The 15188-nt window shown below is 31.5% G+C and carries 16 protein-coding genes; all 16 read right to left on the bottom strand.

The window, feature by feature from the left end:
* Positions 1–32 precede the first annotated feature (32 nt).
* On the bottom strand, positions 33–1748 hold the full coding sequence (gene flgK, locus KPL55_RS09490) for a flagellar hook-associated protein FlgK (protein ID WP_216306472.1): 1716 nt from the start codon (positions 1746–1748) through the stop codon (positions 33–35).
* A gap of 4 nt (positions 1749–1752) precedes the next feature.
* Positions 1753–2172: a flagellar protein FlgN gene (locus tag KPL55_RS09485; protein WP_216306471.1), complete on the bottom strand. Its 420-nt coding sequence runs from the start codon at positions 2170–2172 to the stop codon at positions 1753–1755.
* A gap of 2 nt (positions 2173–2174) precedes the next feature.
* A complete protein-coding gene (gene flgM / locus KPL55_RS09480; protein WP_216306470.1) occupies positions 2175–2447 on the bottom strand; it encodes a flagellar biosynthesis anti-sigma factor FlgM in 273 nt (90 codons plus the stop codon).
* Between the two features lie 320 nt (positions 2448–2767).
* Positions 2768–3985 carry a flagellar motor switch phosphatase FliY gene (fliY, locus tag KPL55_RS09475; RefSeq protein WP_216306469.1) on the bottom strand — a complete coding sequence of 406 codons (1218 nt, stop codon included), beginning with the start codon at positions 3983–3985 and terminating at the stop codon, positions 2768–2770.
* Positions 3978–4973: a flagellar motor switch protein FliM gene (fliM, locus tag KPL55_RS09470; RefSeq protein ID WP_216306468.1), complete on the bottom strand. Its 996-nt coding sequence runs from the start codon at positions 4971–4973 to the stop codon at positions 3978–3980. The genes fliY and fliM overlap by 8 nt, the downstream gene beginning before the upstream one ends.
* 79 nt (positions 4974–5052) lie before the next feature.
* A complete protein-coding gene (locus KPL55_RS09465; protein ID WP_216306467.1) occupies positions 5053–5454 on the bottom strand; it encodes a chemotaxis protein CheW in 402 nt (133 codons plus the stop codon).
* Between the two features lie 12 nt (positions 5455–5466).
* Positions 5467–5826: a response regulator gene (locus KPL55_RS09460; protein WP_216306466.1), complete on the bottom strand. Its 360-nt coding sequence runs from the start codon at positions 5824–5826 to the stop codon at positions 5467–5469.
* 16 nt (positions 5827–5842) lie between these two features.
* Positions 5843–6442: a chemotaxis protein CheC gene (locus KPL55_RS09455; RefSeq protein WP_216306465.1), complete on the bottom strand. Its 600-nt coding sequence runs from the start codon at positions 6440–6442 to the stop codon at positions 5843–5845.
* A gap of 12 nt (positions 6443–6454) precedes the next feature.
* Positions 6455–8491 carry a chemotaxis protein CheA gene (locus KPL55_RS09450; RefSeq protein WP_216306464.1) on the bottom strand — a complete coding sequence of 679 codons (2037 nt, stop codon included), beginning with the start codon at positions 8489–8491 and terminating at the stop codon, positions 6455–6457.
* A 32-nt stretch (positions 8492–8523) separates the two neighbouring features.
* Positions 8524–9288 carry a CheR family methyltransferase gene (locus KPL55_RS09445; RefSeq protein ID WP_216306463.1) on the bottom strand — a complete coding sequence of 255 codons (765 nt, stop codon included), beginning with the start codon at positions 9286–9288 and terminating at the stop codon, positions 8524–8526.
* 9 nt (positions 9289–9297) lie between these two features.
* Positions 9298–10365: a protein-glutamate methylesterase/protein-glutamine glutaminase gene (locus KPL55_RS09440; protein ID WP_216306558.1), complete on the bottom strand. Its 1068-nt coding sequence runs from the start codon at positions 10363–10365 to the stop codon at positions 9298–9300.
* 33 nt (positions 10366–10398) lie between these two features.
* Positions 10399–10887, bottom strand: a complete 489-nt coding sequence (locus KPL55_RS09435; RefSeq protein ID WP_216306462.1) for a chemotaxis protein CheD — start codon at positions 10885–10887, stop codon at positions 10399–10401.
* A 9-nt stretch (positions 10888–10896) separates the two neighbouring features.
* Positions 10897–11346 carry a chemotaxis protein CheW gene (locus tag KPL55_RS09430; protein WP_216306461.1) on the bottom strand — a complete coding sequence of 150 codons (450 nt, stop codon included), beginning with the start codon at positions 11344–11346 and terminating at the stop codon, positions 10897–10899.
* Positions 11347–11356: 10 nt separating this feature from the next.
* Positions 11357–13330, bottom strand: a complete 1974-nt coding sequence (locus KPL55_RS09425; RefSeq protein WP_216306460.1) for a flagellar assembly protein A — start codon at positions 13328–13330, stop codon at positions 11357–11359.
* Positions 13331–13454: 124 nt separating this feature from the next.
* Complete coding sequence (locus tag KPL55_RS09420; RefSeq protein ID WP_216306459.1) at positions 13455–14336, bottom strand: aminotransferase class IV; 882 nt, start codon at positions 14334–14336, stop codon at positions 13455–13457.
* 28 nt (positions 14337–14364) lie between these two features.
* Complete coding sequence (locus tag KPL55_RS09415) at positions 14365–15009, bottom strand: HAD-IB family hydrolase (RefSeq protein ID WP_216306458.1); 645 nt, start codon at positions 15007–15009, stop codon at positions 14365–14367.
* Positions 15010–15188: the final 179 nt, after the last annotated feature.

Below are 15188 nucleotides of genomic sequence, written 5' to 3'. Positions count from 1 at the left end.
TTATTCCTTGCAACCTTTATTTCGTAAAAGCTCTATTTCTTTAAGCCATTAATAACTAAGTCTAGAAGTTCATCAACTGTTGAAATAATTTTTGCATTAGCTTGATAAGCATGTTGAAACTGGATCAAATTTGCCATTTCTTCATCTAACGATACACCCGAAACTGAAGTTCTTGACTCCTCTAGGTTTGCTAGAAGCGCTGAATAGTTTGTTACATTTTTTTTAGCCACTTGTGTCTGAATTGCTAAGGTACTTACTATGTCTGTAAAAAATCCACCAATAGTCGCTCCATTGGAAGATGAACTAATTGCCATAGTATCAGCGTTATATTTCCCTGCCAAAAATGATGACCTAGTGGTTCCATCAACTATTCCTTGAATCTCTAATTTAACATTTTTAAGTTGTGAAATAGCTAGTGCACGGCTTCCATCCGTTTCACCTGATGTACTATTTTTCCCAACGTTAATTAGCATAACATCATCCATAATCTTCTCATTTATAGAAATATTACCAGCTGTTATTTCTTCTTCTTTACCATTAACATCACTGTTAACGAAGAATTTAAGTAAATCAAGATTTGGATCAGTTTCACCACTATGTACTGCATTTACAGAAAAAGCAATTCCCTTAGCTACATTATTTAATTTTTCAATATATACATCTATATCTGCCTGTACAGACATAAAACCTTGTAGCTCTCCTGTTTTCGGCTGAAAAAGTTCAATAGTTGACATAGTTGCTGCTGTAGTACCTATTGATCCAGTTGAGTCAGTCCCAGCTATTCTAGTTCCATCAGCAGCTATAGCATAACCATCAGTATCTGCCCAAAGCACTCTACCTTCATCTAAACTTGTATATTGTTCGCTTGTAAGCGTCATATTCATAGTGACTTTATTTGCATCTGTTGTTGTATCCCCATTTTTGTAATAATTAACATCATAGGTGCCATCTGCTTTCTTATCAATGCTACTTACATATGAGAATCTTCTAACTTCAGCATTAGGGCTTGACTTTACAAGGTACGGATTAACCACATCTCCAGAATCAGTTGCTTTAAGATCTTCTCCCGCTAATGTTTTCTTATCTATAGTGATGCCAAATTTTGAGCTTAGTGAATCAACAAGTAAATCTCTTTTATCCATTAAATCATTGGGTTCATTTCCACCAACTTTTACACTTATAACCTCTTGATTTAGTTCATTTATTTGATCAAGCATTTTGTTTATGTCTATTATATCTTGTTTAATAGATCCTTGACAATTTTCTTTTAATTTAGTTAATTGATTATAGGTGTTATTTAATTGGTCTGTAAGTGCTTTAGATTGTTGAGCCACTACAGTTCTAGTATTTGACACCTCTGGACTTAATGAAAGGTCACCCCACGACTTAAATACCTTATCAGTTAATGTTGATATGCCAGTGCCATCAAGTTCATTGAAAATGCCTTCAAGTTCTGTTAGAAATTTCTCACGTCCCTCGTATAGTCCCATAGTCCCACTTTCTGCTCTTACTCTATAATCCAAATAGGTATCTCTAATTCTTGACACTGTAGAAACCTGTACTCCTGTACCTAATTGACCTGCCCCCGTAGTCTCGTTAGCTGGCCTTGTAGTCTCCATTGTAGCCCTCTGCCTTGTATATCCTTCTGTATTAGCATTAGCAATATTATGACTTGTTACATCTATTGCCTTTTGCTGAGCAGTCATTCCTCTTGTTGCTACATTAAAAGTTGAAAATAATCCTGACATTTCATCACCTCATACTATTTTTTACTTTACCATATGCATTATAAGTTTTTGTTTCCCTTGATGGATTTAACACATTTAGCATTTTATTTGTAAAACTAAGTCCTTGTCTTATAAGTAACTCATTCGTATCCTTTTGGAGTATAACTTCTTCTAACAACATCTTAATTATGTTATAATTTTTTTCAAGCTCCAAGTTGTGAGCTTCTTCAATTATAATACCCATCGCTTTGTTTTTAGTAAGTCCACGCCTCTCAACTTCCATAAAAGCTATATTTTTATTAGCTTCTTTAATTTTGTTTACGCAAGCTTCCATTCCAAAAATATCATTTACAATTATGCATCTATGTTGCTCTTCAAGTTCTAGTAAAAGATTCCTCACGGCCTCTGTTTCCTGCACCATAACTTTATTTAGTTTCTGCACCATAACTAAATATCTCTTCCCTTCATAGTATCAAAGATTTTTTTAGCTGTTAGTTTTGAATCTACATTGTAAGTTCCATTTTTTATGCTATTTTTAATAGCTTCTATTTTTTCATTAGAATTTACTGATTTGCCCTCTAATGATAATGCACTTAGATTTTTCCCTTCAGCAGATAACTCAATTGTATCTTTTTTTATAACACTCGCTTTTACCTCTGTTTTAGGTGTAGTCTTTTTATAAGTATTAATAACATCATGTTTTATTGATTCTATTTTCATTTTCATTCACCCCTAGCTTTTTTTAAGCCTGTATTTTATTTCATCTACTTCTATTATCGTATACATTTCTTGAAAGTTTAGTGGATATACAAAAAAGGAATAAATTTTCTTTATTCCCTCATTTATTGTCTAGCGCAAAAGTATATATTACGTATAATGCATTGAAACAAGCTTTAGAACTTCTTGTTTTATTTTTAATTGATATGCGTTAAGAAAAATATATGTTTGAGTGTAGCGAGTTTATATTTTTTAGCAGATTAATTAAAAATAAAATTAGTAGTTCTTAGCGAAGTGAATGCATTAATAGTAATATATACTTTTTACCTTGCTATTGCTTTAACTCTTTCTTCTCCACTAATTATGCTAGTTATTCTAACTCCAAAATTCTCATCTACAACTACAACTTCTCCATATGCTACCTTTTTACCATTTACTAATATATCTACTGGCTCTTCTGCTAGCTTATCAAGTTCAATTAAAGATCCAGTTCCAAAATTTAATATATCCCTAATATTCTTTTTAGTTTTTCCAAGTACTACTGAAATTTCAAGTGGTACATCTAATATTAAATCAATATTCCTAGGAGCGCTATAAACTGGTTCTTTTACTAGAGGTTTAAATGCTGCTTTGCGAACTTCTACTTGTGGTTCTTCTCTTTCAATTGGTTTTGCGTAATACTCCTCTTGCTCAGGCTCAATTTCGCTTACTGGTTCATATTGAGGTTCTGACTCTTTGAGTACCGGTTTTGCAACAGGTGTTTTGTTTTGATCCCTTGGAACTTTAGGAGTATCAACTATCTCTTCTGTTCCCATCATAATTGAAACTATTTTTTGCGCAGTTTCTATAGGGAGTACCTGCATTATATCACTATCTATTAAATCTCCTATAGTCAATTTAAAAGCTACCTGTACAACTTGTTCATTCTCGTCAATACTTTCACTCAGAGGCTTTGTTGTTTCATCCCATATCATTGATTGTGGAGGAGCAATGTTCACTTCTCTTGAAAACATTGTTGCCATAGATGTTGCAGCAGATCCAATCATCTGATTCATAGCTTCTGATACTGCACTAATTTCAATTTCGGAAAGTTCCGGTTTACCTTGTACGTTACCATCCCCACCCATCATTAAACTAGCTATAACTGCGGCATCAGTAGTTTTTATTACGAGCAAGTTTCCACCTGTAATACCACTTGTAAACTTAACATCTAAAGCAATATTGGGAACCTGAAAATTAGCTCTTAATTCCCCAAGGGTAGTCACTGAAACTACTGGTGTTGCAATATTAACTGGTTGACCAACAATAGTTGAAAGAGCAGTTGATGCAGAACCCATAGAAATATTTCCTATTTCTCCAAGCAAATCCTTTTCACTATCAGTAAGTTCAAATGATCCAACAGTCCCTGAGCTTATATCTTTAGCAGCTATTACATCATTAGCCACGTTTGTATCGTTTAGACTTTGATCTTCAGCAGAGTCTACAGCGTCCCCGTTTAAGAGAGCGTCGATTTCTTCTTGTGAAAGAAAGCCGTTACTCATAATTTTCCACATCCTTATCTATTATATCTAATATCTGAATCCCCCTATTTTTACCTATAATACCAGGCTTTCCAGTATAACATAGACGATTCTCCACAAACACTTTAACTTGGCTGTCACTTGAATTATCAAGTGTTATTACATCACCCTCGGTTAATTGTAGAAATTCATCTACTGTGATATTTGTACCCCCTAGAACTCCTGTTATTGGAACGCTCACTATATTTAATCGTTCTTTTAATTTACTTCTAGAATCATTTACATTTTCATCATCATTTTCTCTAAACCAATATTGAACAACAAGTTTATCAATTATTTTTTCAATACTTAAATAAGGTATACAAACATTTATAAAACTACTACTATTATTCATTTCTACTGAAAAAGTAATTAACGCAACTGGCTCATTCGGAGCTAAAGTTTGATTTAGTGCAGGATTAGTCTCTATTGCTAAAATTTCAGGCTCAACGCTTAAAACATCTTGCCATGCAGTTTTAAGATTAGCTATTAGTCCCGTATTAACATTTCTTAATATATTTTTATCTATATCAGAAAATTCTTTGAACTTATACGGTCTACCACCATTTCCACCTAGTAGGATATCAATTATCTGAGAAGCAAACTGAGGATTTAACTCAAACAATATAGATCCACTTAAAGGTGGCATTTTAAATATAGTTAAAACAGTTGAATTAGGAATCGAATGAATAAATTCGTCATAAGTTATTTGCTGAGTACTTTCAACCTTAACTTTCACATTATTTCTTAGCTGAGCTGATAGATAACTTGCCATTAACCTTGCATAATTATCATGAATGAGCTCAAGTGCTCTCAGATGATCTTTTGAAAACTTTTGAGGGCTTTTGAAATCATATAATTTAATTCTATGCTTTTCCTCTTCATTTGGGATTTGATCTGCTTCTATTTCCCCAGATGATAGGGCAGATAATAGTGAATCTATATCACTTTGCGATAATACTTCTGCCATATTCTAACCTCATCTCTCTGTATGCAGTATTCTTCACTAGTTTTATATTATTTATTACATTTTTACATTATTGAAAAACTTATTTTTTAATAAGTTTTTCAATATCAATTAACGTAACTATTCTATCTTTAAAATTTATAACACCTTTAATATACCCTCTTTTTTTATCAGTTTCAACCTTTTCAACTAAATCTTCTTCAATTTCTAATACTTCATCTACTTGATCTACAGTTACTCCCACAGATTCTTCTGCTAAATTTAATATAATAATATTTTCTTGTGTTAGAGTTCCCTGCTCAATTTCTAAAAGAAGATTTATGTCTAAAAGAGAAATTATATTACCCCTTAGATTAATTAAACCTTTTATGTATACAGCAGATTTAGGTACCTTTGTTATTTCCATCATATCATTAATGCTTTGAACTTTTGATGCTTCTACTGCAAACTGCTCATCATTAACTTTAAATACAACTACTTGCATAACATTCTCCCCCTAACCTAAAACTTTTTTTATTGCTTCAAGTACTCTATCTGCTTGGAATGGTTTAACAATAAAATCTTTTGCACCAGCTCTTATTGCATCCATAACCATTGTTTGTTGTCCCATAGCACTACACATAATTACTTTTGCAGCAGGATCAAAAGCTTTGATTGCTTTAACCGCTTCAATACCGTCCATTTCAGGCATGGTGATATCCATTGTAACAATGTCTGGTTTTTCTGATTTATATAACTCAACACCCTTTAGCCCATTGCTTGCTTCACCTACAACATCATACCCATTTTTCTCTAATATATCTTTTATCATCATTCTCATAAATGCCGCGTCATCAACAATTAATACTCTAGCCATTTTATATTACCTCCAATTAATTTACACCTAATGAATTAAATATTTTCTCAAGTGATCCAGGCATTGGTATATAGTAGAAATGCCCGTTCATCTTTGTATTTTTTTGCAAAAATTGTGTTTCTAAATCAAGTACATACTCATCAAATTGACCTGATTCAATATATGTTGTTGATAGAATAGCTGCCATCATGTCTACAGCCACAGCTGGCACTGAAGCCTTAACTATCAAATTTGTAAGTTTTGCTATTGCGTTCATGAAAGAACCTGCAATAATATTGCCAATTTCACAAATTGCCGAGCTTCCAAGCTCTGTTATCTCAAGTTGCTGCGCTCCTAAAAGCTTTGAAATAATACTTAAAGCAGCACTTTTTTCTATAGTAAATAAAATATTTCCTGGTATATCACCTAAAACTCGTACTATAACACTAACTACTACTTTCTCAACTCCCGTTTCAGAAAAGATATCATCAAAAGGAACAATATTTACAGCTGGCACAGTCATATCTACTTTTTCATTTAATAGCTCTGATAATGCAGTAGCTGCATTTCCAGCACCTATATTGCCAACTTCTTGAAGAACATCTAACTGAATAGAACTAAGTTCACAATAATCCATATTATAACCTCCCTACACTAAAGCCGCAACATCTAATATCAATGTAACTAAGCCATCCCCTAAAATTGTTGCTCCAATATATTCCTTTAATCCATGCAATGTTTTACCGAGTGGTTTTATTACAATTTCTTGTTGTCCTAAAAGAGTATCCACTAACAATCCAACTGTTTTTTCTCCAACTTTTACAATGACAATGTATTTTTTAGTATTGTCACTAGTTTCTATTTCCATTTTTTCATTTACTCTAACTAATGGAATAACACTCTCATTATACACAATAACTTCTTTATTATTGGTTTTTTTAATTAACTCTTCTTTGTAATCTATAACTCGATCAATATATCCAAGAGAAATAGCCATAGTTTCATCACCTATTTTTACAAGTAACGCTTGAATAATTTGAAGTGTCAATGGTAATCTTATAATAAATGAAGTACCTTTGTCAATTTCACTTATAGCATCTACTGTTCCACCAAGGGCAGCAATTTTAGTTTTAACAACATCCATGCCAACTCCACGACCAGATATATCTGTTACTTTCTCATTTGTACTAAATCCTTGAGCAAATATCAAATTCTTTATATCTGCATCTGTCATTCCTTCGGTGTTTATACCAACTTTATTTGCTTTTGCCTTAATTCTTTCAACATTTAACCCAGCACCATCATCTATTACCTTTATTATTGCTTTAGTACCTTCAGCATAAGCAACAAGTTTAATTATTCCAACAGGGCTTTTACCTTTAGAAATCCGCTCACTTCTTGACTCTACGCCATGATCGGCTGCATTTCTAAGTAAATGAAGTAGTGGCTCACCTATTTCATCAATAACAGTTCTATCAATTTCAGTCTCCTGTCCTTGGATTACTAGTTCCATTTCTTTGTCTAATTCCTTTGATAAATCTCTTATCATCCTTGGGAATCTATTAAATACAACTTCTAGTGGCAACATCCTAATTTTCATTACAAGTTCTTGTAACTCCGAAGTCGCCCTAGCTACTTGTTCTAATGTTTCATTTAAATCAGTTAGTTTATGATTACTACTTATTTGTTCAAGCCTAGTTCTATGAATTACAAGTTCTGATACCATATTCATAAATTTATCTAATCTATCAAGTTCAACTCGAACTGATTGATGAGCTTTTTTATGAACAGCAACTTCTTTTTTATCAAGACCGTTTTTCTCATTCGAAGTCTCATTTTTCACTGTTTCTATTTGTGGCGCTCTCGAATTTTCTATTGCTTTAAAGTCACCTAATTTATCTGTTGCAAGTTCTTCATTATTTTTAACCAAAACATTTTCCACCATTACTTTTTCAACTTCAGATATATTCAATAGGATATCAATTACTTCTGCTTTATCTTTACTAGTAATGTAAATTAAGTTTATTTCAAAGTCGAAGTTCTCATTTTCTAAATCTTCTGCTGAAGGAATAGATTTTATTATTTCCCCATAATCTTCTAAACTCTTGAAGATAAGGAATGCTCTAGCTGCTTTTAGCAATGTATTTTCACTTATTAGAATTTTTATTTCAAATGCATTAAACATTTTTTCTTTTGCTTGTTTAACTACATTAACATCATATTCATTAAGATCAATTGCACTATTAGTAATCTGATCATTATCGTTTATAATTTCATTTTCTTTAGGAGTAATTTCAGGTGTTTCATTTCCGTCTGCCATTGAATGTAGGTCATTTATTATACCTTCAATTGATAATTCCTCTGAAATACCTTCTGAAATATTATTCACCATTTTTTCTAAAGTATCTAGACATCTAAATAATACGGTTACCACTTTTTCTGTTACTTTAAGTTTGCCCTCTCTAAATTTTGATAAAACATCTTCCATTTTATGAGTTAATTCAGCCATTTGACTAAATCCCATTGTTGCAGCCATTCCTTTTATAGTATGTGCTACCCTAAATATTTCATTTAACTTATCTATATCTTCTGGTCTCTGTTCAAGCTCAAGAAGAGACTCGTTTAATGTCTGCAAATTTTCCATAGATTCTTCCAAAAACATTGACATATACTGTGATGTATCCATTTTATCCCCCTCCACATTAGTTGTTATTTGACTTATATTTTTTTATAAATAAACGTAGATGCTTTTTCAAATCCATATTCTTTATAATTATATATACTCTCAGTGGCACCAACAAAAAATAATCCACCTTTTTTTAATGACTCACCAATTTTTTTATATATCTTCTCCTTAATATCTGCATTGAAATAAATAACTACATTTCTACATACTACTAAATCAAAATTTCCCTCAAAATTATCTAAAATAAGATCATGTTTCTTGAACTCAACCATTTTTTTAATTCCTGGACTAATAGAGTATTTATCGCCCTTAACCACAAAATATTTATCCAAAAAATTTTTCGGTACATTTTTAACTTCCGAATAAACATACTCACCATTTTTTGCTTTTTGTAGTATTGTGCTATCTATATCTGTAGCTACAATTTTATGATTTGCCCTTGAATTTAAATTATCCATAATCATAGCTAAAGAATAAGGTTCTGCTCCAATGGAACATGCTGCGCTCCAAATTTTAAGACCTGAATTATAGGGAAGTTCTGATATAATTTTTTTTGTAAGTTCATCAAATATTTCTGGATTCCTGAAAAACTCTGTTACGTTTATTGTAATAAAATCTAGAAATTTCTGTTTTTGAGAAGGATCCTTTTTGAGCAATTTTATATATTCCTCTACAGAATTAACCTCGACTCTCGACATTAAACTTAAAATACGTCTATGCAATTGATTAGATTTGTAAGCAGACAAATCTATATTATATTCTTTTAGGACCCATTGCTCAAAATATATTAAATCCATTAGCTATGCTCATCTCCCCATTACAAGTTTAATAATCTCTTGGGCAACATTCCCAAGTGGTACAACCTCATCTACCTTACCTGTTTCAAAAGCAGCCTTTGGCATTCCATATATGATGCAAGTAGATTGGTGTTCTGATATAGTGGTTCCTCCATTGTCTTTAATATCCGAGGTACCTTGTGCACCATCCCGCCCCATACCTGTAAGTATAACACTTAATAGTTTTGATCCATAAACTTTAGTGGCAGATATAAATAGCTTGTCCACTGCGGGTCTAACTCCCCAAATTGTAGGCTCGGTGTTAAGTTTTATCCTCTTGTCTTTTCCAACTTCCATATGATATCCACCAGGTGCTATATAAACCACATTTTTTTGGATTTTTTCTCCATCTTGAGCTTCTGTAACCTTTATCTTACTATTTAAATTAAGCCTGTCCGCAAAAGCTTTTGTAAATCCTACTGGCATGTGTTGCACTACTAGAACTGGAACTCCTATATCGCTAGGAAGTGCCGTTATCACCTCATATAACGCCTTAGGGCCTCCAGTAGATGCGCCAATGACAACAGCCTCTACATTGTGTTCTGATGCTATTAACACCCTAGAGGTAGACCTATTCGCTATTTCTCTACTAGGTGTAAATCTTTTCTGAGGTATTATAGTAGTTTTGACTTCGCTTTTCATAAAAGCTATTTTTATTTTTTGAACCAATTCATCCTTAACAGTGTCTATGTCAAGTGATATTGCCCCAGATGGTTTTGCTATAAAATCAAAAGCTCCACATTCAAGACAATCCATAGTTGATTCAGTACCTAATTTAGAAACACTACTAAGCATAATAACTGGTATATTTCTTTTGAGTCTTTTCAATTCCTTTAACGTCTGTATCCCATTCATTTTAGGCATTTCAATATCTAAAGTTATTACATCAGGTGTCATTCGTGCTATTTTTAATAATAACTCTTCACCGTTTCTTGCGGTATCTATGACTTCCATTTCTGCATCGGCATTTATCATGTCTGAAATAATCTTTCTCATCAATGCTGAATCATCTACTACAAGTACTTTAATTTTTGTAATCAATATATATCACACCCTTAGCTGTTCGAAAATTTATATGTCTACAGTTCCCATTCCTACAGTTCTAATGGATAACATCGCACTAGTAATATCAAATATTAACGTTCTTCCTTTATTACCACCAATATCTTCTGATATTATAGGAATTGCTAAGATTTTCAAAGCGTTTTTTACAGCTATGCTATTTCGGTTTCCTATATCCATAACTATACTTTTATCTGAAAAGTTAAACATGGAAGCTCCACCTGCTATTTTAGCCTTCATATTTCTTAATCTCGCACCTTTTTTCATCATATTTGCTACTAATATAGGTATAGCTAAATCTGCAAATTTCATTTCATTATTTACTTTAGTAAATTGACTACTATCTGGAAGCATTATATGTGCAAGTCCTCCAACTCCAATAGCTAAGTCATAAATTGCAATTCCCACGCAAGATCCAAGTCCCACAGTTATTAATTTATCTGGAGAGAATGATACATTTAAGTCTGAAATCCCTACTTTTATTTCTTTATATTCCATAATTACACCTTATAATATTTGTATTTTTTCATCTTCCGTCAATATTGTTGACATATTTAAGTATATAATTATTTTGCCATCAAATTTAATAAGTCCTTTTATGTATCTTTTAGATATTCCCCCAACTATTTCCGGAGAATTCTCTATATCCTGGGCTAGAACATCCTTAACTTCTGAGACAAAATCAACTATTATCCCTATTTTACTATCATTTTGTTTAGTAACTATTATCTTAGATTCTTTTTGCACATCTGTAGAAGGTAAATTAAATCTTTTTGACAGCGTTATAACTGGTAATATCTTATCTTCATAATTTATAACACCTTCAACAAATTCTGGAGAATCCGGGATTTTAGTTGACTTTTCATACTCTAATATTCTTTCTACTTCAATAATATTTGTAGCATAAAACTCATTGTTTATGCTAAAAATCAATATCTTAATTACTTGATCCTTCATTTGAATCCCCCTACAACTGTAATTTTTCAACAACTAATTCTCTGGCATCATCTAAGTAAACATGAACATTTTTACTCGGTACATCTAGGATATATTCTTTCTCACCTACTATAAATCTAGTATTTTGGTAAGCAACTTCTGCCCATATTTGGCCATCGTTTTCTACAATAAGTTTTGTTGATACTCCTCCATGTCCGCCTACTATTTTGCATTTTATTTCTTTAACAGCTTTTATAATTCCACCACGTGCTAGACTTTGCGGTTTTTGAAATATTATACTATCGCTTGCAACCAAATGCGATACATACTCACCTTTACCCGTAAATATAATATTACCTGAACTTTTAACTACTGAGTCTTGGCAGTAATCTAGAACTACATCCACCGGAAGAGTTAAATTCCTATCAAGAGTTGATATTTTATTATCTATAAGTGTAGTCACATCATCTAATTCCTCATATCTATCGATATTAAGCGTTCCAACATTAAGTATTTTATTTTTAATTATAAATAATAATTCATCCTGAGAATCACCCTCGAGCAATATTCTTTTAGCAACTTTAGTCGAGCTAATCGGAATTTTCTTATATTTAGTTTCAAGTAGAATTTTAACAAGTTCTCCATCACTAGTAGAATTACCTATAACATTCAATTCCTTTAATTGACTTATAGATGCTATTAGTTTTGAGATATCGTTTTTTAGACTATTTAGATCTTCTAAATATTCTAATGTCACTACATCTTCTTTTCCTGCTGAAATGTTTGACTTAATTACATTACCCTTAATAATAATATCTCCACTAGCAATTATTTCTGCTTCTGCTACATTTTTAGAAATTAAAATAGAATTACCTGCTTCTACTTTCATACCTTCACGTACACTACCGTTTACAACTATATCTCCTACAAATTGAATATTGCCTGTCTTTAGTTCCACATCTCCCTCTATTTTGTGTGTTTTATAGACGAAAAAAGTGCTTCCCTTTGATGAAGGTCTACCTTCACTAGTAGCAATAACCTTAAATTTATCCTCTAACCTGCATCCTTCTCCTACACATAAAAGTATCCTTTTCGCAACTTTAGTCACTATTTTACTGCCTGCAATATCTATTCCATCTTCTCCATTTTCCCCAGGATGAAGAATAGCTAAGACTTGACCTTCTTCAACTCCATCAACGGTACCTATTGCCTTATAGTCAATAGCTTGTTCATCTTCATAATCACTATGATTTTTATCAGTTTGAGTCTCATATTTTATATCCATAATGTCATCTATTGAGTCTTTATTTCTTTTTCCCTTTGCTATAAGTGTCTCTGGAACATCATAAGTCTTAGCACATTTCATAATATTCATTTGCAGAATACCATACTTAATATTATGCTTTAGTAGCTCGTTCTTAATTTCTAATTCCGTAAATTTGGGAGGCATAATTTTTTCTTTTTCATCAACCGCTAATAAAATTGAATTTGTAGTTAAAGTATCTTTAAGCTTATAAATAACCTTAGGTGTATATGTGATGCTAATATAAGCTTCCATCTTATCAGGGCTCGTCCTTAAATCCATTTCCCTCTTAGCTTCATCTTCACTTAAAGAAATTTCAATAACACTTTTCTCAAATACAGCGGCGCTTGAACTAACTTTTTCTCCGTCAATACTTAGTGTAATATTACCAGGAGTTGAAATTATTGCAGGCTTTCCACCTTCCTTAGGATCTACTATTATAATTTTGCCATCTCTTACCTCTATAGTTCCATTTGATTCGTTTAAAATTTCCATTTGAAGTTCTATATCACTATTTTTATCATTTAAATCTTCTATAACATCAACTGAAATTACAGCATGTTTCTTAAACAGCCCCTTTTTTTCCTCTAATATTAAATATTTAATATCCTCAGCGGGAATACCTAGACTAGTACTTGCACTTCGTATACATTCTAAAACATTAGCCCCTTCAAATTTTTTGGTGAACATCTTACCTGTCACGAACACCACCCCCTTCTGTAAAAAATTATACCATGATTCCCCCATTTTTTACATTATTTTTAGAATAAATTTAGGACGTTCGTATGCTTATCAATTAAACTTAGAAATTTTATATATTATAGTATTATTTATTTATCGTATCATTTTCAATATACTTTACAAATTTCTGTTTATTTTCGTTTAGTTCAACATTAAACCCCTTCATTATTAATTTTATAGTTGAATTTTGCGACGAACTAAATGATAATTCATTTACACTATTGATAGGTAAAACATTAGGCGACGTACCTGAAATAAACAAACCATCTAACAATTTTAGGTCTCTTTCTAGTATATCTTCTTCCTTAACCTCTATATTCAACTTTCGACAAGTTTTTATTATAAATTGCCTTGTTATGCCTGGTAATACATTTATAACTTTTGATGTTATTATAGTAGATCCCTTAACCATAAATATATTTGATTTACTACCCTCAGTTATAAATCCTTCATCGTCCACTAAAATGGCTTCATAAACGCCTTTATTTTTTATTTGTTCATTTACTTTTTCTCTAAACGAATTATTAATAACTTTAGCATTTGGGTTACTTCGTTCTGCATGATAAGTAATAGTCTTTACGCCCTCTTCATACTGCTGTTTTAACGGATATGAATGTGGTACAAAATACGCTAGAAACTTTTCTTCCACCTTAGTATTATCGTCAGTATTTTCTCTTGGGATATAATTTATAACTAGCTTCAAATTCTCGTTTAACGCCTCATTTTCTTTTATTAATTTAAGAATTCCATCTATAATTTCATCTCTAGTAATACTAATTTGGTATTTCATAATTTTAGCAGAATTCTCAAGACGTTCTAAGTGTTCCATAAGAAAAATAGGGATTCCATCACTTATCCTTATAACTTCATATAGTGATTTACCATTAACATTATTGTATTTTGCAAATTTTTCTTTTTTCTTCATTTCATTCCCAAATAAAAAAAAACGACTTATACATGTGTCCATATTAATCCTCCCTAATATTTTTTATAATTTATTTCCATTTTAAAATTTCAATTTTATCATGTGTTTTCTTAAAATTAATCAAATAAGGGTGCCCAACTAAGTTGAAAAGTGGCAAGTCTGATAGAGAATCTGAATACATATACGAGTTCTCAAAATCAACTTCTATCTTTTCTTTCTTTAAGACCTCTTTTAGTCTTCTTACCTTTTCATCACCTTTACAATTCTCACCCAAAATTTCATTTCTATGTAGTCCATCCATCTTAATAAATCGTGTTCCTATTACTTTATCAACTTCCTTTATATTATAAAACTCATTTAAATAAAATTCAGCAGATGCAGATATCAAATAAATTTTATATCCTAGTGATTTCATTTTCCGCACAGTATCAATAGCATCTTTATATAATATTTTACTTAACCGTTTTTCATAGAATTCTTTTACTATTTTTCTCATTTCACTTTCCTCAATACCATCAATAAATCTTATAAAAGTTATTTTCGCCTCTGAAGCATCTTTAATCTTCAAAATGTACAATATAGTAGAGAATATACTTTTAGGAAGATATTTTATGAATTTCGGATTCTTTTTTAACATGTAAAAATAGAATTCTACTAAAGTCTCTCGTTTTGTTAATGTGAAATCTATATCAAAAATAGCTAATTTCTCTTTCATCATTTAATCTCCTTTAAAGTTTATATTTATATTATTTCCATACTTTTAATATTATTGTACTAATAAAAAATCGAATAGAGGCTAACAATTAAAATGTTTCGCCCCTTTCACAACACCCTACGTACCGTTCGGTATAAGGCGTTTCATTAGTTTACGAATTTAACGTGGTTATAATAATC

Origin of the sequence: Clostridium lacusfryxellense, from assembly GCF_018861735.1 — a bacterium.
In the GTDB taxonomy this organism is placed as follows: Bacteria; Bacillota; Clostridia; order Clostridiales; family Clostridiaceae; genus Clostridium_AD; species Clostridium_AD lacusfryxellense.
The sequence above is the reverse complement of the archived record's forward strand: the minus strand, read 5'-3'. Positions and strand labels throughout refer to the sequence as shown.

Bases quoted from the DNA above. Each gene is read 5' to 3' on its own strand.
- KPL55_RS09460 (WP_216306466.1), bottom strand. From the start codon at position 5,826: ATGGCTAGAGTATTAATTGTTGATGACGCGGCATTTATGAGAATGATG.
- KPL55_RS09455 (WP_216306465.1), bottom strand. From the start codon at position 6,442: ATGGATTATTGTGAACTTAGTTCTATTCAGTTAGATGTTCTTCAAGAA.
- fliY (WP_216306469.1), bottom strand. From the start codon at position 3,985: ATGAGTAACGGCTTTCTTTCACAAGAAGAAATCGACGCTCTCTTAAAC.
- flgM (WP_216306470.1), bottom strand. From the start codon at position 2,447: ATGAAAATAGAATCAATAAAACATGATGTTATTAATACTTATAAAAAG.
- KPL55_RS09465 (WP_216306467.1), bottom strand. From the start codon at position 5,454: ATGCAAGTAGTTGTATTTAAAGTTAATGATGAGCAGTTTGCAGTAGAA.
- KPL55_RS09430 (WP_216306461.1), bottom strand. From the start codon at position 11,346: ATGAAGGATCAAGTAATTAAGATATTGATTTTTAGCATAAACAATGAG.
- KPL55_RS09435 (WP_216306462.1), bottom strand. From the start codon at position 10,887: ATGGAATATAAAGAAATAAAAGTAGGGATTTCAGACTTAAATGTATCA.
- KPL55_RS09420 (WP_216306459.1), bottom strand. From the start codon at position 14,336: ATGGACACATGTATAAGTCGTTTTTTTTTATTTGGGAATGAAATGAAG.
- KPL55_RS09485 (WP_216306471.1), bottom strand. From the start codon at position 2,172: ATGGTGCAGAAACTAAATAAAGTTATGGTGCAGGAAACAGAGGCCGTG.
- KPL55_RS09415 (WP_216306458.1), bottom strand. From the start codon at position 15,009: ATGAAAGAGAAATTAGCTATTTTTGATATAGATTTCACATTAACAAAA.
- KPL55_RS09445 (WP_216306463.1), bottom strand. From the start codon at position 9,288: ATGGATTTAATATATTTTGAGCAATGGGTCCTAAAAGAATATAATATA.
- fliM (WP_216306468.1), bottom strand. From the start codon at position 4,973: ATGGCAGAAGTATTATCGCAAAGTGATATAGATTCACTATTATCTGCC.
- flgK (WP_216306472.1), bottom strand. From the start codon at position 1,748: ATGTCAGGATTATTTTCAACTTTTAATGTAGCAACAAGAGGAATGACT.
- KPL55_RS09450 (WP_216306464.1), bottom strand. From the start codon at position 8,491: ATGGATACATCACAGTATATGTCAATGTTTTTGGAAGAATCTATGGAA.